Raw genomic sequence first — 26,480 nt, 5'->3', positions numbered from 1 at the left:
ATTTTATTGATATTGAATATAAATAGGTTTCGGAGTGAATTGCAATAGCTCTTTTGGGGTGTACAAAATCTGCTTGCCTCTAGTGTCATTTTTATAAAATAATTTAAAACCTGTAAACTGAACCGGTTCCTTGTAAATAGCCATATGATAGGATGATCGCTTCAATACCTTGTTGCCAAAGCCATCCATATTCATTACGATTTGCACTTCGGGACAGGTTTTTATTTTTTGATAATCTGTAACCATCGGTTGGGTAAAACGGTGTATCACTAATATTTTCGGAGGAAGATGGTTCTCTTTTACAAGTTGGGCAAGAATGGTAATTGCTTCGTTAATGGCTTCAGATGACAAAGTACCAATTTTTGTTCCCGGTATTTCACCATCTTTCATGGCAAATTCAGGGTCAATAGCTAAATGAACAGTAGCAAGTTTAAGAAAACCCTTCAAAGAATTTACTTCCTCTTTAATTGAACTTTGTCCTATTTGTACATCTAAAAAAACAATGCCATGTATACTGTTTGCCCACGCGACGATGGTATCAATCTGACGGAAAGGCATTCTAAGCCTATATTTATTGTTTTTTCCAGGTTTGCTTTGAGCCGTGATAGCAATATAATGTAGTGCCGGAACAGTGGGAATTGTGGGGTCAGCTAACTGCCATTGTGCTTCTTCTTCCCGAAGTTTTTTCAGCATCTTATCCTTAGGAAGTTCTCCGAGAATTCCCATTCTTTTGGAGTACAAATTGCCATAAAATGCTACCACTCTTTTATAGGGTAGAATAGCACCAGGTAGAGGGTAATGCGTTTTGCTTTTCCATTTTTTAGAAACATCGTTAGAATATAATGCCTTTATTCTTCTGGTATAATCGGCGGTATCTATTGTGATACTATCTGTTTTTTTAGGAACAATAGCATCGTGGATTGAGATTACTTTTTGTATTTTTTGTTTATTCTGACATCCTGAAATAAATACCGTCGGTAATCCCAGTAACGGTAAACAAAACAAAAGTCTGTTCAGATTTTTCATAAAGAGGTAAATTAAGATTCATTTTTGAGATAGTAGAAAGCATAAATTTTAATTTAAAACAGCAAACCATATTTATTTCTCGCCTTAATTTATTAATAATTTTCATTGCTCTTTTTGAAACAAACTTTTATGCCAATAGTAGTCTAAAGCTTATTCATAGCATCTTTAAGTTCAATAGGATCCTGAAGTTCATCCAGTGATTTAGACGTATAATGAATCTGTAAACTTGGAACTTCATTACCAATACTTATAAGTGTAATTTTTACAGCCGTTCTTTCCGTATTCCAGAGGGAATAGAGATTAAGATTTCCATCAGCAATGGCTTGTTTTTTATTGGTTTTGTCAAATTCGGTATCTGTGCTATTCCAAACTTCTTTTTCTTTATCAGGTTCGCCATATTTCTTTGAAAGCAGCTTTAAAAAAACGGAATAATCCTGATAATAAAGTTCGGAATTACTGTATTTTCTTGAAAAAATATAAATTCCACTGATTAACTTATTTTTTTCATTAAAAATATATAAAACCTTGAAATTGGAACCCAATAGTTTGTCATCATATTCCAATTCATAATTTTTTAATTTAGAGAAAAATGGTGCTTTTTCTTCGGCGCGGACTTTTTCTATTGGACTTCCCCAGCTAAAATTCCGGAAATCCTTGTTTTGTGTCCAACCAGAATTAATCCCGACAATTAGTAACAACGATGCAATTAGTATTTTTTTCATATCCTTAAGGTTTTATTTTTTTGTTTTTATTCTGTTTTGGTTTGTATCTGGTTATTGTTAATCTTTTTGAATTACATAATTTTATTTAGGGTTATACCATAAGAAACAGTATATAAAAACAAAGGTCTCGGCTATGAACCGAGACCTCAGTATGACGCCTGCTAAAACTATAATTCATTTCTAAGTGTTGGGCTGAAGCTTCTTTCGAAACAACAACATTTCCACCCGGGAAACTATACTTCACTTTCAGCATTAACTTTCTAATTTTCCTTTTGGAATTTTAGTTGTACAACCGCCTACGACAAGCATCAATTCTTTTATATTAAGGAATATCTATGAACTTAATTCTTACTCAAAGGTAAAATGGTTTTTTCAAAATGATAATGATAGTAATCATCTATTTAAATGATTGTTATCAATTAATTGTAAAATTTGAATAAATATTTTTGACAGTTGTTTTATTATTAAAAAACAACAAAACTCTTCGGAATGGAACATCAAAAAAAGTTGATATAATTAAACAGAATAATCATGAAAAGAATAATAAGTATTTTACTTGCCACAGCATTGGTTTGTACTTCCTGCCAAGGTCAGGAACATAAGAAAGAGAAAAAAGAAAAAGTGACATCTCAATCCGCCAACGAAAAGCCTAAGGTTGAAATCAAAGTCAATAAAAAATATGATAAGCAAGGAAACTTGATTGCTTATGATTCAACTTATACTTCATTTTATGCAAACAGAAAAGGAGATAAAGTTTTAATGGACAGTTTGTTTCGGGAGTTCAAGCCTATATTTAATAAGCAATTTCCACTCATGAAAGACGAAAATTTTAATCAGTTGTTCTATAGTGACACCTTGCTATATAATGATTTCTTTCATGATGATTTTTTCAGAAAAAGAATGGAGTTGAATCAGGAATATATGCGCAAAATGATGCAGCAAATGGACTCTATAAAAAATGCTTATTTTAAAAAACAAGGCAAGGAGTTAAAACAAAAAAAATAAAAAGTATTTACTTCACTTTTTTAGAGGCAATTCAAGTATAAAAGATGTCCCATTGTTTGCAGAACTACTAAAACGGATTGTTCCTTTTAATATCTCTACATATTTTTTTACAATATGTAAACCAAGTCCGGTACCTTTAATATTGGTTACATTATTGGCCCGATAGAATTTTTTAAATAATTTTTTCTGATCGTTATCGGGTATTCCGATTCCTTCATCCTGTATTGTAATGCTAATAAAGTCAGCATTCACCTCAGTTATAAAATGAATTACTTTATTTTCATCAGAGTATTTTATTGCATTTGAAAGCAGGTTTAAAATAATATTTCTTAAAATTATTTTGTCTTGTAATATTTCTTTCTCACCATGGTGAACGTAATTAATGTACTGTCCAGGTTTCAAAATTCCATTGACCTCTTCTATGACATCCATTGAGAAATCATATAAATTAAATTTCTCTCTTTTTATTTCTATTTTTCCCTGTTCTATTTTTTCAATTGAAAGAAAGTCATTCAAAATAGTATTAAGATCTTTTACACAGGCCTTAATTCGTGATATATGCTTTGGTATATTTTGTTTTTGTTCTTCTTTGTGATAGGTCTCAATAAGTGAAATACTGGAAAGAATTGCGCTCAAAGGTGTACGGAATTCATGTGAAGCCATCATTACAAAACGGGATTTCAATTCATTTAATTCTTTTTCCCGTTCAAGGGCATGGGTGAGTGACACTGTTCGCTCTTCCACTTTAGCTTCAAGTTCTTCATGAGCACGGCTTATTTCTGAATTGTCACTAATAAAAGCAACAGCTAAATTTTCGTTATCCAATTGATAATGGGCTAAACTTATTATAACCGGAAATTTAGAGCCGTCTTTTTTAATTCCTAATAAATTCAAACCATGTCCCATAACCCGGGCTCGTGGATTTTTAAAATAGTCGTCTCGATTCTTTACATGTTCCTTTTTATATGCTTCGGGTAGAAGAATTTCAACGGTTTTACCAATGAGTTCGACATTTAAATAATCAAATAATTTTTCAATACATGGATTGGCCAGTTGGATTTCTCCATCACTGTTTATCACCAGAATACCTATAGTGGCATAGTTAAAAATAGCTTTGAAACCTGCTTCTTTCTCAAGAGATATGGTACTCGGATTGTCCATTAATAAAAAATAAACGATGGTGTTAGTCTATGATAACTAAAACTAAGAAATCCCCTTGATTGCAATTTAGTTTCTCAATTACTTTATCAAGGTAATTAAGGGTAAGATTAATTTTTCCATTTTCAAGCCGCCAAATATATTGTCTGTCTACGTCGAGCAAATCACCAAGCGCTTGCTGTGATATGGCTTTTTCCTCTCTTTTTGATTTTATCATCATTCCGATGATTTCCCTCGACGTTTGCATCTTGTGGATTTATTTATTATTACTTCAACAGAAAGTAACGGATGCATCCAAATAGGGATGGAATGACGCTAGTTTGTATTGTAATACACTCAAATGTACCACTATTTTAAACGGAAACTGTAATAAAAGGATTTTGTTTTCAATTACTGCTATTTGCTAATAATTTTGGTTTCAAAATGACCAAAATAAAGCTTTGAAACTATTACTGGCAATAGCTTTATATAGGTAGTAAAATGATTTTTTAAATGTGCTGGTCTGACAGACTTATAGACAAAGAAATGAATTGTTTTTTTTCTTTTTCTTGTATCTTTAAAAAGTATTCCATTGTCTTCATTGGTAAGTTTTCATGGGAGAAAAAACGAATTGCGGAATAAAGATCATGCCAATCGCCAAGTTTCTTTTCTTGCTTTTTAATGGTTAGGGAATTTAATTCAATCTCGAGTCTTATTTTTTTAGGCAAAGCATTATAGACGTACATCATTTTTTTTAATTTAGTTCTATACCGATGTAATAGCTTTCTGTCTGCAATTTCAAGCAGCTTATTTGCTTTTTCCTTCTCTTTTTTAAAATATTTTTTAATTGGTTTTTTTCCATCGAGTATTTTTGGCAAGCATAATTCTTTATGAAATTCATTTATTTGCCTGATGTATTTTGGTCCGTTTCGGATAAATTTTCGAATTAAAATATTTTCTCTGTTTTGTAATTTAGTAATAAGTCTTTCAGGAGAATTAGGAATTGCACTGAGCAGCTGAATATTTATTTGAAGTTCTCTTATTGTTCCAGCATCATTAAACAATTGTTTCAACTTTGTCAAATCATTTTTTACTTTATAAACATCCTGAGCAAAATAGACTATTGCTTTTATTTTTTTTATTTCTACACGCAAACGATGAAGGCCTTCAGGTTTTTGGTATTTTGCAAAAGCAGTTAGACATTGCTCTGTTGTGCTAAGGAAATTTGTAACAAAATAATATAGTAAGTTCTCTTCCATTAAATGTTAGCTGCTAAAAAAATGGTTGGAATTTAGTTCATGTCTTGCTTATTAAATATAATATTTTCGTCTTTCAAAGTTTTATTACAGACGATTTTAAGTACAACCTCAAGCAAAAAGAATGTTGTTTTTATTCGAAACGATTAAAGTATTTTTTAGTTGCTATTTCCCGATACAGAAATTCGCAAAGATATTTCCCAAAAGCTCATCATTCGTTACTTCACCTGTAATTTCGCCAAAGTAATATAAAGCTTGTTTGATGTCAATTGCCATTAAATCAGAAGGTAAATTTGTTTGCATTCCAAATTTTACTTTTTGAATTTCTTCCAAAGCTTTTAAAAGCGAATCATAATGTCGCGTGTTGGTTACTATAGTTTCATTATTGCGCAAAGCACCAGTATTAACAAACGAAAGGAGTTGGTTTTTTAGTTGCTCGATGCCCGATTTTTCTTTGGCAGAAAGCAATAAGATATTCGGAATATTAGTTTTGAGATTGGAGACCTGAGCTTCTGATAATTTATCGGCTTTATTGCCAATAACCACTAAAGCTTTCATTGGAAATTGATTTTTTATTTTTTCCAATTCAATCTGAACTTCTTTTAAATTATCGTTATCTAAACTCAATTGAGAACTATCTATCAAATAAATAACCACTTGTGCCTGCTCAATTTTTTCAAATGTTTTTTTGATGCCAATGCTTTCAACAACATCTTTTGTTTCTCTAATTCCAGCGGTGTCAATAAATCGAAAACCGATTCCACCAATCACCAATTCGTCTTCAATTGTATCGCGTGTTGTTCCGGCAATTTCAGAAACTATGGCTCTTTCTTCATTTAATAATGCATTCAGAAGTGTTGATTTCCCTACGTTTGGTTCTCCGACAATTGCTACTGGAATACCGTTTTTAATTACGTTACCAACTGCAAAGGAATCTATTAAACGTTTTAAGACAAACTCAATTCGGGTTAATAATTCACTAAACTGAGTTCTATCAGCAAACTCGACATCTTCTTCTGCAAAGTCTAACTCGAGTTCGATAAGTGAAGCAAAATTCAACAGTTCTTCTCTTAGTTTGGCTATTTCATTCGAAAAACCGCCACGCATTTGCTGCATTGCAATCTGATGACTCGCTTCATTATCCGAAGAAATCAAATCGGCAACAGCTTCAGCTTGTGATAAATCTAATTTCCCATTTAAAAAGGCTCTCAATGTAAACTCACCAGCTTGAGCCATACGGCAGCCTTTTCGCAATAGCAATTGAATAATTTGTTGCTGAATATAAGTAGAGCCGTGACACGAAATCTCAACTACATCTTCTCCCGTATACGAATGTGGATTTTTGAATAGGGAAAGCAAAACCTGGTCATATACTTTTCCTTCATCCATGATATGCCCAAGATGAATAGTATGTGTTTTTTGATTTGAAATCAATTTTCCGGAAACGGATTGAAATACTTTCGCTGCAATGGTCAGAGCTTCCTTACCCGAAAGGCGGATAACAGCAATCGCGCCGGCACCCGAAGGCGATGCTAAAGCAACAATAGTTTCCTGTGAAATCATTTCTAAAATTTTAACTTCGTTCAATTCAACCTAAAGGTCTTGGGTGACAAAGTTAAGAAAACGGATTAAGTAAAAATTTTAAAATTTAGTGCAATTTAAAATGAAAGTTAAATCTTTACTATGCTGACAATTATCATTATTATTTGGATACTATAGTCTTAAATTTGGTATATTATTAAAGACGTGTAATCATGAAAAAAATACTTTTCCCAACAGACTTTTCTGAAACCTCAGAAAATGCGTTTGTGTATGCAATTGAATTGGCCAAAATATTTAATGCCGAATTAATTTTACTACATACTTTTGATTTGCCAATCATTGACAGTCAAGCGATGCCAATTAATTACGGAACTATTTATGAAACTATTGAGTTAGCCAATTTTGAGCATTTTAAAAAAGAATTGCCAAAACTTAGAGCAATCATGGAAGAAAGAAATATAGAGCATATTGCTATGAATCACATTCTTATGGATGGTGATTTGATTTACAACATAAAAAAAGTAATCAATCAAGAGCATATCGATTTTGTTGTTATGGGAACCAAAGGAGCAACGGGTTGGATTGATTCTTTTATTGGAACCAATACGGGAAGTGTAATATCCGATATATCAGTTCCGGTTTTAAGCGTGCCAATTGAAGCAAAGTATAGTAAAATTGAGACTATTGCCTTCACCACTCGATTCAGAAAAAAAGATATAGAAGCTTTAGTCAAAGTATTGTTGTTTGCCAAAAAAGTAAATGCTAAAGTTAAATGTCTCTATGTAAAAACCTCAAATTCTGATGTTACTAATGATGATATTAAAAGATGGGAGTCTATTTTTAATACAGAAGAAAATCTAAAGTTTTTTATAATTCCTAATGAAAATGTAAAAGAGACTATAGAAGATTTTCTAACTGGTCAGGACATAGATTTGTTGGCTATGCTAACGTATAAACGGAATTTTTTTGTGGAACTTTTCACAAACACTACCACACAAAAACTATCGTATCATTTGAAAACACCAATATTAGCATTTCACGAATAAAAAAAGTCCCTCTTTCAAAAAGAGGGACTTTTTAGTTTTTATGTACTATTATTATTTTTTAATGTCTGCTGGGTTTACAGCTACTTGTACACCCGGAAGTTTAATTGGAGCACCTAGCTGAGCTAAGAAACTTCCTTGCACTTCACCTGTTTTGTAGGTTGTAAATCCGATGCGGTATAATCCCATTACAAGAGATTTTATTGGGTTAGAAGTATCGCTTGTGATTCTCATCAAAGAGTTATATTTACTTCCCGACGGTTGAGCAGGCATTTCACCTGAATCATCATTACTATCAATTTTTGTCCAACTAGCCGATTTAGCTTTACCGGCAACATCTTCAATTTTGAAAATCCCTTCTGCTCTTTCAAATGTTACCCAAGTGTCAAAGAAATTTTTTGTGTCTGCTGCATTAGCCGTGTAATCAGCAGATTGATAATCTTTCTCACCCGGTTTTACACTATCAGGAACTGGAGAAATCATTCTGATTCCAATTTCAGGAGCGGCAACCGGAATCCAAACATAGATGTAATACATTTTTTTTCCGCCTTTAACTTCATCAGGTTTTGAACCTGGCTTGATAAATCCAAAGTAACTCGTTAAATCAGTGTATGGAACTCTGATTTCTTTTCCCATAAGTGATTTTTTAGCTAAATCTGCTCCAAACTTATCAAGTTTTTGAGCTGTGGCAGTCATTCCAACAGCAAGGCATAATAATCCTGCAAGTACGTTTTTCTTCATTTTTAATTGTTTTTAGGTTATTGTCCTACTCTTAAGGATTTTCGGTGTCTCCATAAAATTGTTTAAAAGTTAAAAATAATATTTTTATGTTAGTAAATACAAAATAAAAAATAGCATCACGAAAGAAATTATCGATAGTGTTTTATAAAAAATACTTTTTTCTTTGATATAAACAAATGCCGTATAGGTAAACATAAAATAGCAAAGTAAAACAATCATATTAGGAAACGTTTTGTATAACGGACGAAGTAAATAGGGTATCTGATTTGATTTTGCTTTAAAACCTACACCGGATAATTCTTTTAGATTAAAAGAAGTGATAAATAGCCAACTCAAAACAATTAACATGGCTAAAGAAAAAACCATTATACCAAGCGTGTATTTATTGAAGATTTTTTTGGTTGTCATATGTGAATTTAATTTGGCAGAAAATTTAATTCATAAATTTATGACTTTAAGTTTTTAAAGGTAAATAAAAATGATAACTGCAGAAATTTCAAAGATAACTGTATTAAAGGTGTTGAAATTCGTATTTTTTTTGAATGAAAAGTCTACTTCAATTAGTTAAGAAACTCCAATAAAAAACCGCAATCTCTTTCGAAATTACGGTTTTCAGGTATAAAGGTTAGTTTATATTTAGTTGTTCAACATTACCGGCATTACAAGCATGGTAACGGTTTCGCCTTCATCTAAGCCATCAATTGGCGTTAAAATTCCGGCACGGTTTGGCATTGACATTTCCAACATAATTTCATCAGAAGTTAAATTAGTCAACATTTCAGATAAGAATCTTGAGTTGAAGCCAATTTGCATATCATCGCCTTGATAATCACAAGTCAATCTTTCTTCAGCTTTGTTTGAGTAATCAATATCTTCAGCAGAAATATTCAATTCGGCACCAGCAATTTTTAAACGAATTTGGTGTGTAGTTTTGTTAGAGAAAATAGCAACACGACGCACAGAATTCAATAATAAAATTCGGTTAATCATTAATTTATTTGGATTCTCTTTTGGAATTACCGCTTCATAGTTTGGGTATTTTCCATCAATCAAACGACAAGTCAAAATATAACTTTCAAAAGAGAAAGTGGCATTCGAATCGTTGTATTCAATTGTCACATCAGCATCTGAGGTTCCAAGAATACTTTTCAAAATATTCAAAGGTTTCTTTGGCATAATGAAGTCGGCAACCTGCGAAGCTTTCACATCGGCACGCGCATATTTCACTAATTTATGAGCATCAGTTGCGACAAATATCAAACCTTCAGGAGAGAATTGGAAAAACACACCGCTCATTACCGGACGTAAATCATCGTTTCCGGCAGCAAAAATAGTTTTGCTAATCGCGGTTGCCAAAACCTCTGAAGGAACAACAGTTGATGACGGATTATCTAAACTTACCGATTTTGGAAATTCTTCTCCTGGTGCATAAGCAATAGCATATTTCCCTGAATTGGAACTAATTTCGATTGTACTGTTTTCTTCTACAGTGAAAGTCAACGGTTGCTCTGGAAATGTTTTTAGGATGTCTAATAACAATTTCGCCGGAACAGCAACGCTTCCTTTGCTGGTTGAATCAATTTCTAAAGTAGCTGACATAGTTGTCTCTAAATCGGAAGCTGAAACACTTAAGTTTTTATGGTCTAACTCAAATAAGAAGTTGTCTAAAATAGGCAAAGTATTACTACTATTGATAACGCTACCTAGAACTTGTAATTGTTTTAATAAGTATGAACTCGATACTATAAATTTCATCTGAATTTTTTATTTATTTTTTATTGGAAGATGGAATGCCCATCTAATACCATTTCATCACAAACGCCGTTCGAGGCATTTCATCTGAATTTAATTTTTACAAATATATCTTAAACTAATAGATTTCAAAAAGTTTTTTATTAACATTACGTGCTATATTTTCGCTTACGCAGAAAGGTAAATGCCACACCAAATAACAACAAGATAACTAATGGAACTGCCACAGTTATAACCTGTGATTGCGTATAGGTAGCATAGACTTTTTCTTTATCTAAAATTGGTAAATTGACTTCCTTGCTTCTAATGTTAATAAGTCCGTTGTCATCTAACAAATAATTGACGCAATTCATCATAAATTCCTTGTTGGCATACAAATTATTGGTCCATTTGTCATAACCCAATTCTAGCGGTTGGAAATTTTTGTCTAATTGATTTCTGATAACATCGCCATCCGAAATGACAATCATTTTTCCTTCTTTCCCCGAAGTTTTAAATGTGGAATCTTTAAACGGTAATACTCTGTTTTCGTATACCGAATGAAATTTTCCTTCCAGCAAAACAGCTACCGGATAATTCCCAGTTCCAACAAAATCTTTTTGGTCTGGTCGTTCCGAGGCCATTTTCAAATTCACTTCAACAGGTGTACCTACAAGTCTCGAATATTGTGATGATTGCAATAAAATAGTTTTGTCAATAGCATTATTCAACGGTTCAATCGGACTCGTAAATTGAAACTTTATTCCATCCAAATTACTAACTATAGGGTTGTTTTTAAACGTTGGATATATCAACGGTGAATAAAACCAAGGATATTGAGTATACTGTGTTGCGCTTCCTTGTCCGCCCGATGCCAGAGCAATTGGAGTATTTTGTAAATCAAAAATTAAATCAGGACGAATTCGGATGCCATATTTAAAGAACATATCATTCAGATTCAAATCACTCGGGAATGCCAAGTTAGAACCCGATTGATTGTAAAGGCTATCCATTTCCATATTGACCTGATCGACTAACCAAAGCGTTTTTCCACCATTGATGACAAATTGGTCTAAGACTTGTTTTTCTTCGTCAGAAAATGCTTCTGTGGGTTTAGCAATAATAGCTAAATCATATTTCTTTAAATATTTCAAACTGGCTACCGGACTTTTGGCAACCGAATCTAAAGTAAATGGTCCAATATAATAATTGTCTCTAACCGATTTTATAAAATCAGCCATCAAAGCATCCGGTAACTCGCCATTTCCTTGAATGACGGCTACTTTCCTTTGCTTGGCTTTTTCAACAGTATTGATAGCATTGGCAAAAGCATATTCTAAATGCTGCACCGAACTCACCACTTTTTCGGCTGTTGAGGCACCCATCATATTTTTAAGTAACGGCACTTTTACCGAACGATTGCCACAAGTAGCTATTGCCCATGGAAAAACTACTTCCTGAGTTTGTTGTCCTTTGTCATTCACGGTAACATTTACCGGAGTTAAGCCACGTTGTATAAAAGATTGCATGATGCTGTCTTTCTCTTCTTCTTTTTCTAACGGATTAACAAATTGGAAGATAATATTAGAATTATTCGATTTAAATTCTTCTAATAATTGTTGGGTTTCCGTTTGTAATTTTTTGAATTCTCCCGGAAAATTGCCTTCCAGAAACACATCAATATATAAAGGTTCTTTGACATCGGCAACAATGTTTAAAGACGTTTGCGAAAGTGTATAGCGTTTGTCTGCAGTTAAGTCAAAACGTTTAAAGACGAAATGCCCAGCTACATTTACTATTACTATAATTCCAATAGTAATAAGGATTTTTTTGAAATTATTTTTGGTAGCGCTCATTACGATTTTAAGGATTTAAGTTTAAAAACTGTGAACGATAAAAATAGAAATGATATACTTACAAAATACAGAATATCTCTAGTGTCCAAAACGCCTCGCGACATACTTTTAAAATGATAATCCATACCAATTCGGGAAACTGCATCTTCAAAACCTTTAGCGTGAGTTGAAATGCCTTCAAATCCAAAATAAAAAAGGAAACATAAAAATACCGAAAGTAAAAATGCCACAATCTGATTTTCAGAAAGCGTAGACGTAAAAATTCCGATAGAAGTATATGCAGCAACCAGAAATAGCAATCCAAAATAAGAACCCATTGTTCTTCCCATATCGATATTGCCTTCGGGCATGCCTAAACTATTGATAACATAAACATATACCAAAGTTGGTAAAAGCGCAATTACAATCAGTAAAAACGAACCTAGAAATTTTCCATTTACAATTTGCCAAAGCGATAACGGTTTGGTTAATAACAATTCAATTGTGCCTTGCTTTTTCTCATCCGAAAAGCTTCGCATCGTTACTGCCGGAATCAGGAAAATGAAAATCCAAGGTGCTAACGTAAAAAAAGGACTTAAATCGGCAAAACCACTTTGCAAGATATTGTATTCGCCATCAAAAACCCAAAGGAATAATCCGTTGAGCAATAGAAATAATCCAATCACGAGGTAACCAATTGGGGAACCAAAGAAAGATTTTATTTCGCGTAACGCTATTGATTTCATATTTTTTGTTGTCTGTTATCCGTTTTCTGTTTTCTGTTTTTAACCGATAACTGAAAACCGACAACTTTTTAAGTTAAACTTACTAATTTATCCACACTCCAAGCTTCCGGTTTTTCATTAAATAGTTTTTTGGTGAATGTCCAAACATCGTAAAACAATTCAGAACGACGGTAATTTTCTAAATCATCTTCGGTTTCCCAAAAGCTGTAAGTAAAGAAAATGCACGGATTATTTTTATCCTGATACAATTCCAAAAAGCTATTGCCTTTTGCTCCTCGTATTTTTTCTTTCATCAAATCAAAATTCGCCAAAAACTTTGGAATATTTTCTTCGTGAAAACTCATTTTTACTATTCTTATAAACATAATTTTCTTTTAACTTATTCCTTAATTCTTAAACTCAATCGTTATCACATCTCGATAACTCAATCCCAATAAACTGGAAGCCGAGCCAACAGTCTCGGGATTACTTCTAAAAATAGCAATTTCCAAAAAACCGGCTTCGTTAAAAATTGCTAGTTTTTCTCCTTCATAATACTTTAAAGGGTATTTTTCGGAAATCCCTATATCGGAGTATTTTGGCAAAATGGTTTTAATAGTTTTATTCTTAAATTGAATTTCATAAGGTCGAGCCTTGCCCATTTCTAAGAACATTTTTTTTGAAATATTGGTCACGGCATTTCCTAAATGATCGTTATAAATAACGTAGCCTTTAATCTGATTTTCCTGAACAATGGCTTGTAATTCGGTTACTTCTTTAATGGTTTTAATTTCTTTACCAATAACATTAAGTAATCCGCCTTTGGCTAAATGACACGCTACTTTTACGAATACATCCAAATCGGTGGCGTCATTCGGCAAACGATCGTGTATATTAATGGTAACCAGTTTTTGCGGAACAATCTTTTGTATCAGTATACTCAAAATCCCATTGTCAGCACAAACAAAGTACTGATCGTTCCATTGCATGGCAATATGTTGATTTTCAGTATTCAATTCGATGTCAACGCCAATTAAATGAACGGTTCCTTTTGGAAAACTACTATAAGCTGCACCTATTATATAAGCAGCTTCAGCAACATTGAAAGCGTCAATATTATGAGAAATATCAATAATTGTAGCTTCGCGAAACTCTGACAACAACTTACCTTTTAAAGCACCGACAAAGTGGTCTTTTAATCCGTAATCGGTGGTTAAGGTGATTATTGACATAAATTGTTTATAACTTGGTTGAAATCGGTTCCAAAAATAGTGAAACCTAATGTTTTATTTAATTAAATTTGGATACAAAGCTAATTTATTTTTAGCATTGGAAATGCAGATTTCCTTTTTGATTAACATTTTATTTCTATGCATAAATACATTTTTTTTCTTTTCTTCACATTACTTTTTTTTAATGCTAAGGGACAACAATTAGTTTATAAATCAGGAGGTAAAATTTATAACACTGAAAATAAGAAATTATCTCCGGATGAAGTCAGGGAAATACTTAAAGTTGATAAAAATTCATTAGGCTTATACAATTCAGGAAGAAATAAAAAGACAATGGGAAATATATTGCTAATTGGAGGTCTTGGATTTATGGCAGCAGATTTGCTTAATGGAGTTATGAATACTACTGCAACTGACTCGCACCCATATCCAAGCGTTTTAACCTTTATTGGTGCTGCTGCTATAGTAGCTTCTATTCCGGTTAAAATAGGTTATTCCAAAAAAATAAAGCAAGCGATGGATGACTTCAACAAGTTTCATCCCGACAAAAAAACAGCAGGTATTTCCAATGGAAAATTAGAATTTGTTGCTAAAGGGAATGGATTGGGATTACGACTTACACTGAATTAATAATTTTAATACTACCGCTTTTGAACGAACGTATCATTGAATTACACGACATCGCACCAAAAGAATTTTGGGGCGCTCAAGATGCTCATCTTGAAACTATTAAAAGGTATTATCCTAAACTCAAAATTGTCGCTCGTGGCACAACCCTCAAGGCATTTGGCGAAAAAGAAGAACTCGATGAGTTCGAAAAGCGTTTCAATCGTTTGATGTTGCATTTCACGCGTTATAACAATATTGATGACAATGTAATTGATCGAGTCATTCATAGTAATTCACACGAAGAGCAGCGCATGCCTGACAGTGATAAAATCTTGGTGCATGGAATAGGAGGAAAGCTAATTAAAGCGATGACGCCAAACCAACAAAAGCTGGTAGATTTTGTAGCCAAAAATGATATGGTTTTTGCTGTTGGTCCGGCCGGAACAGGTAAAACCTATACCGGAGTTGCCTTAGCAGTGAAAGCACTAAAAGAAAAGCAGGTAAAACGAATTATTCTAACACGTCCTGCAGTGGAAGCTGGAGAAAATCTTGGTTTTTTGCCTGGAGATATGAAAGAAAAACTGGATCCGTATATGCAACCTTTATATGATGCCTTGCGCGATATGTTGCCACCACAAACTTTGGAAGATTATATTCTGAAAGGAATTATACAAATTGCGCCTCTGGCTTTTATGCGTGGAAGAACTTTGGATAATGCTTTCGTAATTTTGGATGAAGCTCAGAATACAACGCACTCGCAGATGAAAATGTTCTTAACCCGTATGGGGAAAAGTGCGAAGTTTATCATCACAGGTGATCCGGGACAAGTTGATTTACCGCGCAGAACGATTTCCGGTCTCAAAGAAGCGATACTGGTTTTAAAAGATGTTGAAGGTATTGGGATTATCTATCTTGATGACAAAGATATCGTTCGCCACAGATTAGTCAAAAAAGTGATTGATGCATACAAGAGTATTGAGAATAATGACTATTAATTGATTTATATTCTAAAAAGTAAAACCCTGTCATTTTTTTGATAGGGTTTCTTTTTTAATCTACATTGATGTTTAAAAAGTAATCTCAAATTCCTATTTTTGCATCCACAACAACACAACATAATGAATACTATAACTACAACCCATTTTCAGTTTCCGGGACAAAAATCAGTTTATCGAGGCAAAGTACGTGAAGTCTATAACATCAACGACGAATTATTGGTAATGATTGCTACAGACAGATTATCTGCCTTTGATGTCGTAATGCCCAAAGGGATTCCTTATAAAGGACAAATTCTAAATCAAATTGCTACTAAGTTTATGCATTTGACACAAGATATTGTTCCAAATTGGCTTATTGCAACTCCCGATCCAAACGTTGCTGTTGGTCATTTATGCGAGCCTTTTAAGGTAGAAATGGTCATCCGTGGTTATCTTTCAGGTCACGCTGCACGGGAATATGCTCTTGGTAAAAGAACAATCTGCGGTGTAACTATGGCAGAAGGTTTAAAAGAGAATGACAAATTTCCAACACCAATTATTACGCCAACAACAAAAGCTGATAACGGTTCGCACGACGAAGACATTTCGCGTGAAGCTATTTTGGAAAACGGAATTGTCTCAGAAGAAGATTATTTGGTTTTAGAAAAGTATACCAGAGCTTTATACCAACGCGGAACTGATATTGCAGCTGGTAGAGGATTAATTTTGGTGGATACAAAATATGAATTCGGAAAAACTAAAGACGGAAAGATTGTCTTAATTGATGAAATTCACACACCCGATTCTTCCCGTTATTTTTATGCTGACGGTTATCAGGAAAGACAAGACAAAGGAGAAGAACAAAAACAATTATCAAAAGAGTTTGTTCGCCGTTGGTTGATTGGAAATGGTTTTCAGGGAAAAGAAGGGCAACAAATTCCAAATATGACCGATGAATATATAGAAACAGTTTCCGAACGCTATATAGAATTGTATGAAAAAATATTAGGAGAAAAATTCATCAAAGCAGATATTGCAAATATCAATAAAAGAATAGAAAAGAATGTGTTGAATTTTCTAAACCAATAAAATAACAACCTAATAAAGTTTAACTAACCATCCGTCAAAGCGGATGGTTTTTCTTTGTAAAAATATTTTGTTTAAAGATAATAAGTTAATAAACTGACACGCTTGTCATATTTTGTAACGAATTAAACACTCGATAGTCTTATCCTCTAATCATTAACATTTAAATCATTAATCATGAAAAAAACAATCATTATGCTGGGATTAGTCCTGGTGACTTTTACCGATGTTGCTGTCGCAAGCAGTCTTTCAACTTCTTCAACTCCAAAAGAAATTGTAAATTTCAACAACACGCCACTTTGTAACGCTATTGTCAAAGGAGATTTAGCAACAGTTAAAAAATTCGTTGAGTACGGAAGCGACGTAAACGAAATGTCAAACGGATTATCACCATTAATGTTGGCCGCTCGTTACAATAAAGTAGATATTCTTAAATATTTGTTAGAAAAAGGAGCCGACAAACAAATCAAAGACGAAAGAGGAAATACTGCATTAAAATACGCTGAGTATTCTAAATCACAAGAAGCTGTTGACTATTTGAAACAAGCTTAAAATCAAAACTAAAAGAACCGTTTATTTATAAGCGGTGCTTTTTTTATTTCCAAACATCAATAAAAATGGCTTAAATGTTAATATTTTGTTAATATTAAGTACTATGCAAAACAAGATACCTTTTTTTAGCCATATATTTGCATAGGATATTAATCTAAATAATAAAATCATCAATCATAAAAAATAAATCATCATGAATTCAACGAATCACGAATACCAAAAAAGAAATCTAAAAAATGTTAGTAAAACATCAATCATTTTTTTAGGACTAGTTGTTTTAAGCTTTACTAACACAAATGCAACTACAGAGTTCGAAACTCAAGTTTTAGACCAACAAGAATCAGCTACATTAATTTTAGAAACTTCAAGCAACAATGAAGTATCAAATGAAACTGACATAGCAATTTTTAATCCATCTGCAGTTATTGAAACTACTTATGTAAGAACAATCGAAAATGTGATAGCGGAAAATAAGTTAATTATCGAAAGCAAAGAAGAAACTGTTCAACCTCTTTCAATAGAAACAACAGTTGAAGACAGTATTGATGAAGATAATCAAATTATTGAAAGTACTGTTTCAAAAGAATTTTTTCCTTTAGATTTTGAAAAAATAAATAGTAAAATTCAATGTGTTAAAATAAACAATAGCAATACTACTATTTCAGTAGATATAAAATTATAAGTTTAGGTTGATTGCTTTCGCAGCCATGCGAAAGTTAAAAAAAAGCATCCCGATTTATTGGGATGCTTTTTGTTTTGTATTATTTGAAATAAGAAAAAGTCTCATTATTTTCTATTTTCAATAAGCTTTCATAAATTAACTTAATAACGTTTTCTACATCTTCTCTATGAACCATCTCAACCGTAGTATGCATATAACGCAACGGTAAAGAAATCAAAGCCGAAGCTACACCACCATTACTATAAGCAAAAGCATCAGTATCTGTTCCTGTTGCTCTTGAAGTGGCATGTCGTTGAAACGGAATTTTATTTGCTTCTGCCGTATCTACAATCAAATCTCTCAATGTATTATGAACAGCCGGCGCATAAGCAATCACCGGACCTTTACCCATTTGTAAATCGCCTTCGATTTTCTTTTCAATCATTGGAGTTGTTGTGTCATGGCAAACATCGGTTACTATGGCAACATTAGGTTTTATAGTATTGGTGATCATTTCTGCACCACGAAGTCCAATTTCTTCTTGAACAGAATTGGTAACGTATAATCCAAAAGGTAATTTCTTTTTATTTTCTTTCAATAGTCGTGCAACTTCGGCAATCATAAAGCCACCCATTCTATTGTCAATGGCTCGGCAAACAAATTTATTGCCATTCAAAATCATAAATTCATCAGGATACGTAATAACGCAACCAACATGAACGCCTAGTTTTTCAACTTCAGCTTTCGTTGTACAACCACAATCAATGAATATATTGTGCAAAGTTGCTGATTCTTCTTTCCCTCTATTTCGAGTGTGAATCGCCGGCCAACCAAAAACACCTTTTACAATACCTTTTTTAGTATGAATGTTAACTCTTTTAGAAGGAGCTATTTGATGATCGGAGCCACCATTTCTTATTACATATATCAATCCTTCGGCAGTTATATAATTCACATACCAAGAAATTTCATCCGAGTGACCTTCAATAACCACTTTATATTTAGCATCCGGATTTATTACTCCCACTGCCGAACCATAAGTATCAGTTATAAAAGTATCGACATAGGGTTTCAAATAATCCATCCAAAGTTTTTGACCATTCGATTCATAACCCGTCGGGGAGGCATTATTTAAATAGGTTTCTAAAAAGGAAAGTGACGATTTGGTAAGTATAGATTTTGTTGCCATAAATATTTTTTTGCTAAAATATAAATTTGGCATTACAGTTGTTAGGGATATTCCATATTTTTACCCTAATAAATATATTGATGAAATCAAAGATTCACAAATCCCCAAAAAACAATTTTATAAGTATGAGTAAAAAGTTAATTTATTTCTTTTTATTGCTTCCCGTTTCTTTTATTTCAAATGCACAGGTCACAAACGATTCCCTGGCAAAAAGAGATGCCATGATTGAAGCAAACGACACTATTGTTCCACTGGAAGAAGTGGTTGTCTATAGACATAAGTGGAGCGCAGCTGAGAAAAAGGAATTTCAATTACTTCAAAACAGAGTCTATAAAGTATATCCAATTGCCAAAATTGCCGCCGACAGACTGACAGTTCTGAATAAGAATATGGATAAAATGAAAACCAATAGAGAGAAAAAGAAATACTTCAAAATTGTTGAAGATTATATGGAAAATGAGTTTACAGGACAATTAAAAAAACTCTCTAGAAAACAAGGGCAAATCTTAGTCAAACTAATCCACCGTCAAACAGGCTATACTACTTTCGAATTGATTAAAGATTATAAAAGCGGTTGGAAAGCATTTTGGTCTAATAATACCGCCAGATTATTCGATATAAACCTCAAAACAAAATATGCGCCTTATGAAGTGAATGAAGATTTTTTAATAGAATCCATTCTCGACAGAGCTTTTGTAAGAGGTAGTTTGGTCAATCAAAAACCTGCAAATCCAGTAGATATAGATGAACTATATGATTACTGGGAGAAGAAAGCTAAAGAACTCAAAAAGTAAACAATTTTTTTTAATTTTAGGAGCACACCTATTCCTGTTCTCAGGAAGTTCAGTCCCGCTATCCGCGCTACGAGGTAGCTGCTGCTATCGGGGCTAAAGACACGTTAAGCTATATCCATGACATAAGCATTCCCCTCTTGAGGGGTGGCCGCAGGCCGGGGTGGTAAAATATCATACGCTTAAAGTATGGCCAAGCATAGATACTCCATAGATAAAGCTTACATAGAGCGTATTTAAGCGTTGTGGATTATGTAAAACAGGTTTTTCAATGTAGCTTTTTATAAATCCACGATGTAAAGCTATTGTAAACTACAAGTTATCAACATCTTAAAAAAAAGGCAAAAAAACCTCAAAAAACATTTGGATTGAGGTTGAATTAGTTTTTATATTTGCACCCCGCAATAGATTAAAAGTTCATAATAATACTGAAAAAACGAGGAATTAAAATAATTCAAAAATAATTTTAAAAAGCCTTGTTAGTTAGAAAAGAATAGTTACTTTTGCACCCGCTTTGAGAATGAAGGCGGATTAAAATTAGAATAAACGTTCATAGACATATTGAATTGACAGCCGTTTTAACAGAGATGTTAAAACAACAAAAGAGAGTAAGAGAATCGAAAAGATTTGAATAAAAGACTAGCCTTTGTCTAAATTACGATGCAGATAGCGATATCAGCATAACACTATACGATGAAGAGTTTGATCCTGGCTCAGGATGAACGCTAGCGGCAGGCTTAACACATGCAAGTCGAGGGGTAAGGTAGCAATATCTGAGACCGGCGCACGGGTGCGTAACGCGTATGCAATCTACCTTTTACAGAGGGATAGCCCAGAGAAATTTGGATTAATACCTCATAGCATAGCAGCTTCGCATGAAGTCACTATTAAAGTTCCAACGGTAAAAGATGAGCATGCGTCCTATTAGCTAGATGGTAAGGTAACGGCTTACCATGGCTACGATAGGTAGGGGTCCTGAGAGGGAGATCCCCCACACTGGTACTGAGACACGGACCAGACTCCTACGGGAGGCAGCAGTGAGGAATATTGGACAATGGGCGCAAGCCTGATCCAGCCATGCCGCGTGCAGGAAGACGCATCTATGGTGTGTAAACTGCTTTTGTACGGGAAGAAACACTCCTACGTGTAGGAGCTTGACGGTACCGTAAGAATAAGGATCGGCTAACTCCGTGCCAGCAGCCGCGGTAATACGGAGGATCCAAGCGTTATCCGGAATCATTGGGTTTAAAGGGTCCGTAGGCGGTTTGGTAAGTCAGTGGTGAAAGCCCATCGCTTAACGATGGAACGGCCATTGATACTGCCAGACTTGAATTACTAGGAAGTAACTAGAATATGTAGTGTAGCGGTGAAATGCTTAGATATTACATGGAATACCAATTGCGAAGGCAGGTTACTACTAGTGGATTGACGCTGATGGACGAAAGCGTGGGGAGCGAACAGGATTAGATACCCTGGTAGTCCACGCCGTAAACGATGGATACTAGCTGTTGGGCGCAAGCTCAGTGGCTAAGCGAAAGTGATAAGTATCCCACCTGGGGAGTACGTTCGCAAGAATGAAACTCAAAGGAATTGACGGGGGCCCGCACAAGCGGTGGAGCATGTGGTTTAATTCGATGATACGCGAGGAACCTTACCAAGGCTTAAATGTAGATTGACCGGTTTGGAAACAGACTTTTCGCAAGACAATTTACAAGGTGCTGCATGGTTGTCGTCAGCTCGTGCCGTGAGGTGTCAGGTTAAGTCCTATAACGAGCGCAACCCCTGTTGTTAGTTGCCAGCGAGTCAAGTCGGGAACTCTAACAAGACTGCCAGTGTAAACTGTGAGGAAGGTGGGGATGACGTCAAATCATCACGGCCCTTACGCCTTGGGCTACACACGTGCTACAATGGACGGTACAGAGAGCAGCCACTACGCGAGTAGGAGCGAATCTATAAAACCGTTCTCAGTTCGGATCGGAGTCTGCAACTCGACTCCGTGAAGCTGGAATCGCTAGTAATCGGATATCAGCCATGATCCGGTGAATACGTTCCCGGGCCTTGTACACACCGCCCGTCAAGCCATGGAAGCTGGGGGTACCTGAAGTCGGTGACCGTAAGGAGCTGCCTAGGGTAAAACTGGTAACTAGGGCTAAGTCGTAACAAGGTAGCCGTACCGGAAGGTGCGGCTGGAACACCTCCTTTCTAGAGACGATAATAAGGTATAGTTACAAATCATAAATTCAATTACTCTCGCTGTTAGTTCAAATATTATAATAAGCAAAAAAACAGAGTCTCGTAGCTCAGCTGGTTAGAGTACTACACTGATAATGTAGGGGTCCCCAGTTCGAGTCTGGGCGGGACTACTTTTTAATTAACAATTGATAATTAACAATTGATAATGAAAGTAAACTGTAAAAGCTTAAAAAGGAAATTCTAGAATTGGTTAAAAACTCAATTGAAAAAATAATTATCAATTATCAATTGACAATTATCCATTAGATTGGGGGATTAGCTCAGCTGGCTAGAGCGCCTGCCTTGCACGCAGGAGGTCATCGGTTCGACTCCGATATTCTCCACAAATTGATTTGAAGATTAATCAATTTGAAGATTTGAAGATTCATTTTCAAATTCTCAAATCATCAAATTTTCAAATTAATAAAGTTCATTGACATATTGAGATAAGAAAATATTTAAAAAGTAGAAAGCGTTTGCTACTAGTAATAGTGGTAAACAAAAAACAACGGCACATTTAATTATGTGTTGGGTACAATAAGCAAAATAAGGGCGTATGGGGGATGCCTAGGCTCTCAGAGGCGATGAAAGGCGTGATAAGCTGCGAAAAGCTACGGGGATTGGCACACACGAATTGATCCGTAGATACCTGAATGGGGCAACCCGGCATGTTGAAGACATGTCACTCCGATAGGAGAGCAAACCCGCTGAACTGAAACATCTAAGTAGGCGGAGGAGAAGAAAACAAAAGTGATTCCGTAAGTAGTGGCGAGCGAACGCGGATTAGCCCAAACCAGTGTTGTTACGGCAATGCTGGGGTTGTAGGACCACGACATTTCTTGCGGATTGAATTAGAATAACCTGGAAAGGTTAACCACAGAGGGTGATAGTCCCGTATAAGTAAGAGAAGATAAGGATAGTGGTATCCTGAGTAGGGCGGGGCACGTGAAACCCTGTCTGAATTTGGCGGGACCATCCGCTAAGGCTAAATACTCCTGAGAGACCGATAGTGAACCAGTACCGTGAGGGAAAGGTGAAAAGAACCGTGAATAACGGAGTGAAATAGATCCTGAAACCATACGCTTACAAGCGGTCGGAGCCCTTTCGTGGGGTGACGGCGTGCCTTTTGCATAATGAGCCTACGAGTTAACGTTGCTGGCAAGGTTAAGTGATTAAGTCACGGATCCGTAGCGAAAGCGAGTCTGAATAGGGCGCTTTAGTCAGTAGTGTTAGACGCGAAACCGTGTGATCTACCCATGGGCAGGATGAAGCTGTGGTAACACATAGTGGAGGTCCGAACCGGTTGACGTTGAAAAGTCTTCGGATGACCTGTGGGTAGGGGTGAAAGGCCAATCAAACTCGGAAATAGCTCGTACTCCCCGAAATGCATTTAGGTGCAGCGTTGGTTATAAAGTTATATAGAGGTAGAGCTACTGATTGGATGCGGGGGCTTCACCGCCTACCAATTCCTGACAAACTCCGAATGCTATATAATGTTCACCAACAGTGAGGGCTTGGGTGCTAAGGTCCAAGTCCGAGAGGGAAAGAACCCAGACCATCAGCTAAGGTCCCAAAATCTATACTAAGTTGAAATAACGAGGTTTGTCTGCCCAGACAGCTAGGATGTTGGCTTGGAAGCAGCCATTCATTTAAAGAGTGCGTAACAGCTCACTAGTCGAGCGGACGAGCATGGATAATAATCGGGCATAAGTATAGTACCGAAGCTATGGATTTGTATGTAAATACAAGTGGTAGGGGAGCATTCTAACAGGGTTGAAGGTGTGTCGTAAGGCATGCTGGACTGGTTAGAAAAGAAAATGTAGGCATAAGTAACGATAATGCGGGCGAGAAACCCGCACACCGAAAGACTAAGGTTTCCTCAGCTATGCTAATCAGCTGAGGGTTAGTCGGGTCCTAAGGCGAACCCGAAAGGGACAGTCGATGGCTAACGGGTTAATATTCCCGTACTACTGTTAATTGTGATGGAGTGACGGAGTGATGAAAGCGCCGCGAACTGACGGAATAGTTCGTTAAAGCACCTACCTATAAGTCTTGTAGTTAAATGCGCAGGATTTGGGGAAATGCGATAGTACACGGAGTCTTCGGACAAAGTGATAGTGCGCCTAAGGGCTTCCAAGAAAACCTTCTAAACTTAGATTAACAGTACCCGTACCGTAAACCGACACAGGTAGTCGAGGAGAGAATCCTAAGGTGCTCGAGAGATTCATGGCTAAGGAATTAGGCAAAATAGACCTGTAACTTCGGGAGAAAGGTCGCCCTCAGTAATGAGGGCCGCAGTGAAGAGGTCCAGGCGACTGTTTATCAAAAACACAGGGCTCTGCAAAATCGTAAGATGAAGTATAGGGCCTGACACCTGCCCGGTGCTGGAAGGTTAAGAGGAGATGTTATTCGCAAGAAGAAGCATTGAATTGAAGCCCCAGTAAACGGCGGCCGTAACTATAACGGTCCTAAGGTAGCGAAATTCCTTGTCGGGTAAGTTCCGACCTGCACGAATGGTGTAACGATCTGGACACTGTCTCAGCCATGAGCTCGGTGAAATTGTAGTAGCGGTGAAGATGCCGCTTACCCGCAATGGGACGAAAAGACCCTGTGCACCTTTACTATAGCTTAGTATTGGTCTTGGATAAGTGATGTGTAGGATAGGTGGGAGACTATGAAGTGGCGTCGCCAGGCGTTGTGGAGTCATTGTTGAAATACCACCCTTTGCTTATCTGAGGTCTAACCCCGTAATTCGGGGGACATTGCTTGGTGGGTAGTTTGACTGGGGTGGTCGCCTCCAAAAGAGTAACGGAGGCTTCTAAAGGTTCCCTCAGCACGCTTGGTAACCGTGCGTAGAGTGCAATGGCATAAGGGAGCTTGACTGAGAGACATACAGGTCGATCAGGTACGAAAGTAGAGCATAGTGATCCGGTGGTTCCGCATGGAAGGGCCATCGCTCAAAGGATAAAAGGTACGCCGGGGATAACAGGCTGATCTCCCCCAAGAGCTCATATCGACGGGGGGGTTTGGCACCTCGATGTCGGCTCGTCACATCCTGGGGCTGGAGAAGGTCCCAAGGGTTGGGCTGTTCGCCCATTAAAGTGGCACGCGAGCTGGGTTCAGAACGTCGTGAGACAGTTCGGTCTCTATCTATTGTGGGCGCAAGAAATTTGAGTGGATCTGATTCTAGTACGAGAGGACCGAATTGGACAAACCTCTGGTGTATCTGTTGTTCCGCCAGGAGCACCGCAGAGTAGCTACGTTTGGAAGGGATAAGCGCTGAAAGCATATAAGCGCGAAACCCACCACAAGATGAGATTTCTTTTAAGGGTCGTAGGAGATGACTACGTTGATAGGCTATAGATGTAAAGGCAGTAATGTCATAGTCGAGTAGTACTAATAACCCGTAAGCTTATGTACACCGCTTGCGCCCCTTCGGGGGCGCAGCAAACTTTCTTTCTTTTTAAACAATTTTTATCTCAGTATGTTAAGATATTGTCCAATTGATAATTAACAATTAATAATTGATAATTAACGTTGGAAATAGTTGCTCAAGCAATTATAACCTTTTAAGGTGGTTATTGCGTCGGGGCTCACCTCTTCCCATTCCGAACAGAGAAGTTAAGCCCGACTGCGCAGATGGTACTGCAGTTATGTGGGAGAGTATGTCGCTGCCTTTTTTTAGAAGAGCCCTTCACGAAAGTGAAGGGCTTTTTTTTGTTACCTATATAACATCCCTACGGGATTGGTAAACTAAAGTTCACCTCTTACTATCAAATAGAAAGCTATCATATCAATATTATAAGCGGTTTTAAAATGTAAAGTCGGCGACTTTATAAAGTAAACTCGTCGATGTTATAATTGGTTGAGGGCTATTCAACAATTAAAAGAGACGCTAAAATGCACTTTGGCGGTACGCATGTTCGATAATAATTAGTTGTTTTAATTATTTCCCTGTAGGTTCATTATAATCTTTACTTCGTTCCCCTTGGATGAACATTTTTAAAGTATTGAAATGGATGGTAAATTCTACAGCTGTCCAATTCATGTCATCATCTTCATCAGAATCTGATTTTGTTGTATACTGATACCAAAGGGTATAAGCAGCACTATCGAAACCTTTTATGAATTTTGGTGCGCCTGAATCGTCACATTCTATTCCCCAATTCATCGCTCTTTTGGGTTGTTCATGCAATTGGTAAAATCCTGTTCCGCCTCCATTTAATTCGACTACTGGCTCAGTTCCCTTAAATGTGTATGTCCCAGTTATTGGGTAATCAATACTGTTAGTAATGTAATGAATTGCATCTTTGGCTTCAATTTTAGTTTGCGCGTAGCTGTTAGTTACAAATAAAAAAACAATAAAGAGAATTTTAACTGATTTCATG

Annotated in this window: 23 protein-coding genes, 2 tRNA genes and 3 rRNA genes; 13 read left to right on the top strand and 15 right to left on the bottom strand. The window is 35.8% G+C overall.

What is annotated here, in order from left to right; all coding sequences use genetic code 11:
* Nucleotides 1–3: 3 nt before the first annotated feature.
* Both QWY90_RS10805 and QWY90_RS10800 read right to left on the bottom strand, forming a co-directional pair.
* The gene (locus QWY90_RS10805) at nucleotides 4–1,026 is read right to left on the bottom strand and encodes a hypothetical protein (protein WP_290285938.1); all 1,023 of its coding nucleotides are present in this window, start codon (nucleotides 1,024–1,026) and stop codon (nucleotides 4–6) included.
* A 143-nt stretch (nucleotides 1,027–1,169) separates the two neighbouring features.
* Nucleotides 1,170–1,748, bottom strand: coding sequence for a hypothetical protein (locus QWY90_RS10800; protein WP_290285937.1), 579 nt, complete (start codon nucleotides 1,746–1,748; stop codon nucleotides 1,170–1,172).
* Nucleotides 1,749–2,279: 531 nt separating this feature from the next.
* Between QWY90_RS10800 and QWY90_RS10795 the strand changes: the two genes are divergently transcribed.
* The gene (locus QWY90_RS10795; RefSeq protein WP_290285936.1) at nucleotides 2,280–2,753 is read left to right on the top strand and encodes a hypothetical protein; all 474 of its coding nucleotides are present in this window, start codon (nucleotides 2,280–2,282) and stop codon (nucleotides 2,751–2,753) included.
* A gap of 12 nt (nucleotides 2,754–2,765) precedes the next feature.
* Here QWY90_RS10795 and QWY90_RS10790 read toward each other — a convergent pair whose 3' ends face one another.
* From QWY90_RS10790 to mnmE, 4 genes are all read right to left on the bottom strand, one after another.
* A complete protein-coding gene (locus QWY90_RS10790) occupies nucleotides 2,766–3,914 on the bottom strand; it encodes a PAS domain-containing sensor histidine kinase (protein WP_290285935.1) in 1,149 nt (382 codons plus the stop codon).
* Nucleotides 3,915–3,936: 22 nt separating this feature from the next.
* Nucleotides 3,937–4,158 carry a helix-turn-helix domain-containing protein gene (locus QWY90_RS10785; RefSeq protein WP_290285934.1) on the bottom strand — a complete coding sequence of 74 codons (222 nt, stop codon included), beginning with the start codon at nucleotides 4,156–4,158 and terminating at the stop codon, nucleotides 3,937–3,939.
* A 241-nt stretch (nucleotides 4,159–4,399) separates the two neighbouring features.
* The gene (locus QWY90_RS10780; protein WP_290285933.1) at nucleotides 4,400–5,149 is read right to left on the bottom strand and encodes a CHAD domain-containing protein; all 750 of its coding nucleotides are present in this window, start codon (nucleotides 5,147–5,149) and stop codon (nucleotides 4,400–4,402) included.
* A 162-nt stretch (nucleotides 5,150–5,311) separates the two neighbouring features.
* The gene (mnmE, locus tag QWY90_RS10775) at nucleotides 5,312–6,709 is read right to left on the bottom strand and encodes a tRNA uridine-5-carboxymethylaminomethyl(34) synthesis GTPase MnmE (protein ID WP_290285932.1); all 1,398 of its coding nucleotides are present in this window, start codon (nucleotides 6,707–6,709) and stop codon (nucleotides 5,312–5,314) included.
* A 191-nt stretch (nucleotides 6,710–6,900) separates the two neighbouring features.
* Here mnmE and QWY90_RS10770 point away from each other — a divergent pair, with 191 nt between their 5' ends.
* Nucleotides 6,901–7,734, top strand: coding sequence for a universal stress protein (locus QWY90_RS10770; RefSeq protein WP_290285931.1), 834 nt, complete (start codon nucleotides 6,901–6,903; stop codon nucleotides 7,732–7,734).
* A 51-nt stretch (nucleotides 7,735–7,785) separates the two neighbouring features.
* Here the strand turns inward: QWY90_RS10770 and QWY90_RS10765 are convergent, their stop codons facing one another.
* The 7 genes from QWY90_RS10765 to QWY90_RS10735 form a co-directional block, all read right to left on the bottom strand.
* Nucleotides 7,786–8,472, bottom strand: coding sequence for a LipL32 family surface lipoprotein (locus tag QWY90_RS10765; RefSeq protein ID WP_290285930.1), 687 nt, complete (start codon nucleotides 8,470–8,472; stop codon nucleotides 7,786–7,788).
* An 84-nt stretch (nucleotides 8,473–8,556) separates the two neighbouring features.
* A complete protein-coding gene (locus tag QWY90_RS10760) occupies nucleotides 8,557–8,880 on the bottom strand; it encodes a hypothetical protein (protein ID WP_290285929.1) in 324 nt (107 codons plus the stop codon).
* Between the two features lie 228 nt (nucleotides 8,881–9,108).
* A complete protein-coding gene (gene dnaN / locus QWY90_RS10755; protein WP_290285928.1) occupies nucleotides 9,109–10,227 on the bottom strand; it encodes a DNA polymerase III subunit beta in 1,119 nt (372 codons plus the stop codon).
* 146 nt (nucleotides 10,228–10,373) lie between these two features.
* On the bottom strand, nucleotides 10,374–12,059 hold the full coding sequence (gene gldG / locus QWY90_RS10750) for a gliding motility-associated ABC transporter substrate-binding protein GldG (protein WP_290285927.1): 1,686 nt from the start codon (nucleotides 12,057–12,059) through the stop codon (nucleotides 10,374–10,376).
* Complete coding sequence (gene gldF, locus QWY90_RS10745) at nucleotides 12,059–12,784, bottom strand: gliding motility-associated ABC transporter permease subunit GldF (RefSeq protein WP_290285926.1); 726 nt, start codon at nucleotides 12,782–12,784, stop codon at nucleotides 12,059–12,061. The genes gldG and gldF overlap by 1 nt, the downstream gene beginning before the upstream one ends.
* Before the next feature lie 68 nt (nucleotides 12,785–12,852).
* On the bottom strand, nucleotides 12,853–13,149 hold the full coding sequence (locus tag QWY90_RS10740) for a putative quinol monooxygenase (RefSeq protein ID WP_290285925.1): 297 nt from the start codon (nucleotides 13,147–13,149) through the stop codon (nucleotides 12,853–12,855).
* A 21-nt stretch (nucleotides 13,150–13,170) separates the two neighbouring features.
* Nucleotides 13,171–13,995 carry an SAM hydrolase/SAM-dependent halogenase family protein gene (locus QWY90_RS10735; protein ID WP_290285924.1) on the bottom strand — a complete coding sequence of 275 codons (825 nt, stop codon included), beginning with the start codon at nucleotides 13,993–13,995 and terminating at the stop codon, nucleotides 13,171–13,173.
* A gap of 138 nt (nucleotides 13,996–14,133) precedes the next feature.
* Here QWY90_RS10735 and QWY90_RS10730 point away from each other — a divergent pair, with 138 nt between their 5' ends.
* The 5 genes from QWY90_RS10730 (at nucleotide 14,134) to QWY90_RS10710 (ending at nucleotide 17,901) form a co-directional block, all read left to right on the top strand.
* Complete coding sequence (locus QWY90_RS10730) at nucleotides 14,134–14,625, top strand: hypothetical protein (protein ID WP_290285922.1); 492 nt, start codon at nucleotides 14,134–14,136, stop codon at nucleotides 14,623–14,625.
* A gap of 20 nt (nucleotides 14,626–14,645) precedes the next feature.
* Complete coding sequence (locus QWY90_RS10725; protein WP_290285921.1) at nucleotides 14,646–15,599, top strand: PhoH family protein; 954 nt, start codon at nucleotides 14,646–14,648, stop codon at nucleotides 15,597–15,599.
* A 123-nt stretch (nucleotides 15,600–15,722) separates the two neighbouring features.
* Nucleotides 15,723–16,670: a phosphoribosylaminoimidazolesuccinocarboxamide synthase gene (locus tag QWY90_RS10720; protein ID WP_290285920.1), complete on the top strand. Its 948-nt coding sequence runs from the start codon at nucleotides 15,723–15,725 to the stop codon at nucleotides 16,668–16,670.
* 174 nt (nucleotides 16,671–16,844) lie between these two features.
* A complete protein-coding gene (locus tag QWY90_RS10715; protein WP_290285919.1) occupies nucleotides 16,845–17,219 on the top strand; it encodes an ankyrin repeat domain-containing protein in 375 nt (124 codons plus the stop codon).
* 193 nt (nucleotides 17,220–17,412) lie between these two features.
* Nucleotides 17,413–17,901 (top strand): hypothetical protein, encoded by a 489-nt coding sequence (locus tag QWY90_RS10710; RefSeq protein WP_290285918.1) that lies wholly within the window; start codon nucleotides 17,413–17,415, stop codon nucleotides 17,899–17,901.
* Nucleotides 17,902–17,980: 79 nt separating this feature from the next.
* On the opposite strand, the gene QWY90_RS10705 is transcribed toward QWY90_RS10710, so the two are convergent.
* Complete coding sequence (locus QWY90_RS10705; RefSeq protein WP_290285917.1) at nucleotides 17,981–19,069, bottom strand: M42 family metallopeptidase; 1,089 nt, start codon at nucleotides 19,067–19,069, stop codon at nucleotides 17,981–17,983.
* Between the two features lie 125 nt (nucleotides 19,070–19,194).
* Here QWY90_RS10705 and QWY90_RS10700 point away from each other — a divergent pair, with 125 nt between their 5' ends.
* The 6 genes from QWY90_RS10700 (at nucleotide 19,195) to rrf (ending at nucleotide 25,772) form a co-directional block, all read left to right on the top strand.
* Nucleotides 19,195–19,863 (top strand): DUF4294 domain-containing protein, encoded by a 669-nt coding sequence (locus QWY90_RS10700; protein ID WP_290285916.1) that lies wholly within the window; start codon nucleotides 19,195–19,197, stop codon nucleotides 19,861–19,863.
* A gap of 687 nt (nucleotides 19,864–20,550) precedes the next feature.
* Nucleotides 20,551–22,062, top strand: a 16S ribosomal RNA gene (locus QWY90_RS10695).
* An 87-nt stretch (nucleotides 22,063–22,149) separates the two neighbouring features.
* Nucleotides 22,150–22,223: transfer RNA gene (locus QWY90_RS10690), tRNA-Ile, on the top strand.
* A gap of 139 nt (nucleotides 22,224–22,362) precedes the next feature.
* A tRNA-Ala gene (locus QWY90_RS10685) sits at nucleotides 22,363–22,436 on the top strand.
* Nucleotides 22,437–22,627: 191 nt separating this feature from the next.
* Nucleotides 22,628–25,512 (top strand): 23S ribosomal RNA (locus QWY90_RS10680).
* A 150-nt stretch (nucleotides 25,513–25,662) separates the two neighbouring features.
* A 5S ribosomal RNA gene (rrf, locus tag QWY90_RS10675) occupies nucleotides 25,663–25,772 on the top strand.
* The 16S, 23S and 5S rRNA genes sit together here with 2 tRNA genes alongside, the layout of an rRNA operon.
* Before the next feature lie 266 nt (nucleotides 25,773–26,038).
* On the opposite strand, the gene QWY90_RS10670 is transcribed toward rrf, so the two are convergent.
* Nucleotides 26,039–26,479: a hypothetical protein gene (locus tag QWY90_RS10670; RefSeq protein ID WP_290285915.1), complete on the bottom strand. Its 441-nt coding sequence runs from the start codon at nucleotides 26,477–26,479 to the stop codon at nucleotides 26,039–26,041.
* Nucleotide 26,480 lies beyond the last annotated feature (1 nt).

The sequence above is a fragment of the Flavobacterium paronense genome (assembly GCF_030409795.1).
Taxonomy (GTDB): Bacteria; Bacteroidota; Bacteroidia; order Flavobacteriales; family Flavobacteriaceae; genus Flavobacterium; species Flavobacterium paronense.
This window is presented reverse-complemented; position numbering and strand designations above follow the sequence as displayed.

Coding starts and splice junctions, on each gene's coding strand:
- QWY90_RS10740 (WP_290285925.1), bottom strand. CDS start 13,149: ATGTTTATAAGAATAGTAAAAATGAGTTTTCACGAAGAAAATATTCCA.
- QWY90_RS10785 (WP_290285934.1), bottom strand. CDS start 4,158: ATGCAAACGTCGAGGGAAATCATCGGAATGATGATAAAATCAAAAAGA.
- gldF (WP_290285926.1), bottom strand. CDS start 12,784: ATGAAATCAATAGCGTTACGCGAAATAAAATCTTTCTTTGGTTCCCCA.
- QWY90_RS10765 (WP_290285930.1), bottom strand. CDS start 8,472: ATGAAGAAAAACGTACTTGCAGGATTATTATGCCTTGCTGTTGGAATG.
- QWY90_RS10710 (WP_290285918.1), top strand. CDS start 17,413: ATGAATTCAACGAATCACGAATACCAAAAAAGAAATCTAAAAAATGTT.
- QWY90_RS10780 (WP_290285933.1), bottom strand. CDS start 5,149: ATGGAAGAGAACTTACTATATTATTTTGTTACAAATTTCCTTAGCACA.
- QWY90_RS10735 (WP_290285924.1), bottom strand. CDS start 13,995: ATGTCAATAATCACCTTAACCACCGATTACGGATTAAAAGACCACTTT.
- dnaN (WP_290285928.1), bottom strand. CDS start 10,227: ATGAAATTTATAGTATCGAGTTCATACTTATTAAAACAATTACAAGTT.
- QWY90_RS10715 (WP_290285919.1), top strand. CDS start 16,845: ATGAAAAAAACAATCATTATGCTGGGATTAGTCCTGGTGACTTTTACC.
- QWY90_RS10670 (WP_290285915.1), bottom strand. CDS start 26,479: ATGAAATCAGTTAAAATTCTCTTTATTGTTTTTTTATTTGTAACTAAC.
- QWY90_RS10805 (WP_290285938.1), bottom strand. CDS start 1,026: ATGAAAAATCTGAACAGACTTTTGTTTTGTTTACCGTTACTGGGATTA.
- QWY90_RS10720 (WP_290285920.1), top strand. CDS start 15,723: ATGAATACTATAACTACAACCCATTTTCAGTTTCCGGGACAAAAATCA.
- QWY90_RS10790 (WP_290285935.1), bottom strand. CDS start 3,914: ATGGACAATCCGAGTACCATATCTCTTGAGAAAGAAGCAGGTTTCAAA.
- QWY90_RS10760 (WP_290285929.1), bottom strand. CDS start 8,880: ATGACAACCAAAAAAATCTTCAATAAATACACGCTTGGTATAATGGTT.
- QWY90_RS10730 (WP_290285922.1), top strand. CDS start 14,134: ATGCATAAATACATTTTTTTTCTTTTCTTCACATTACTTTTTTTTAAT.
- QWY90_RS10795 (WP_290285936.1), top strand. CDS start 2,280: ATGAAAAGAATAATAAGTATTTTACTTGCCACAGCATTGGTTTGTACT.
- QWY90_RS10770 (WP_290285931.1), top strand. CDS start 6,901: ATGAAAAAAATACTTTTCCCAACAGACTTTTCTGAAACCTCAGAAAAT.
- QWY90_RS10800 (WP_290285937.1), bottom strand. CDS start 1,748: ATGAAAAAAATACTAATTGCATCGTTGTTACTAATTGTCGGGATTAAT.
- QWY90_RS10705 (WP_290285917.1), bottom strand. CDS start 19,069: ATGGCAACAAAATCTATACTTACCAAATCGTCACTTTCCTTTTTAGAA.
- mnmE (WP_290285932.1), bottom strand. CDS start 6,709: ATGATTTCACAGGAAACTATTGTTGCTTTAGCATCGCCTTCGGGTGCC.
- gldG (WP_290285927.1), bottom strand. CDS start 12,059: ATGAGCGCTACCAAAAATAATTTCAAAAAAATCCTTATTACTATTGGA.
- QWY90_RS10700 (WP_290285916.1), top strand. CDS start 19,195: ATGAGTAAAAAGTTAATTTATTTCTTTTTATTGCTTCCCGTTTCTTTT.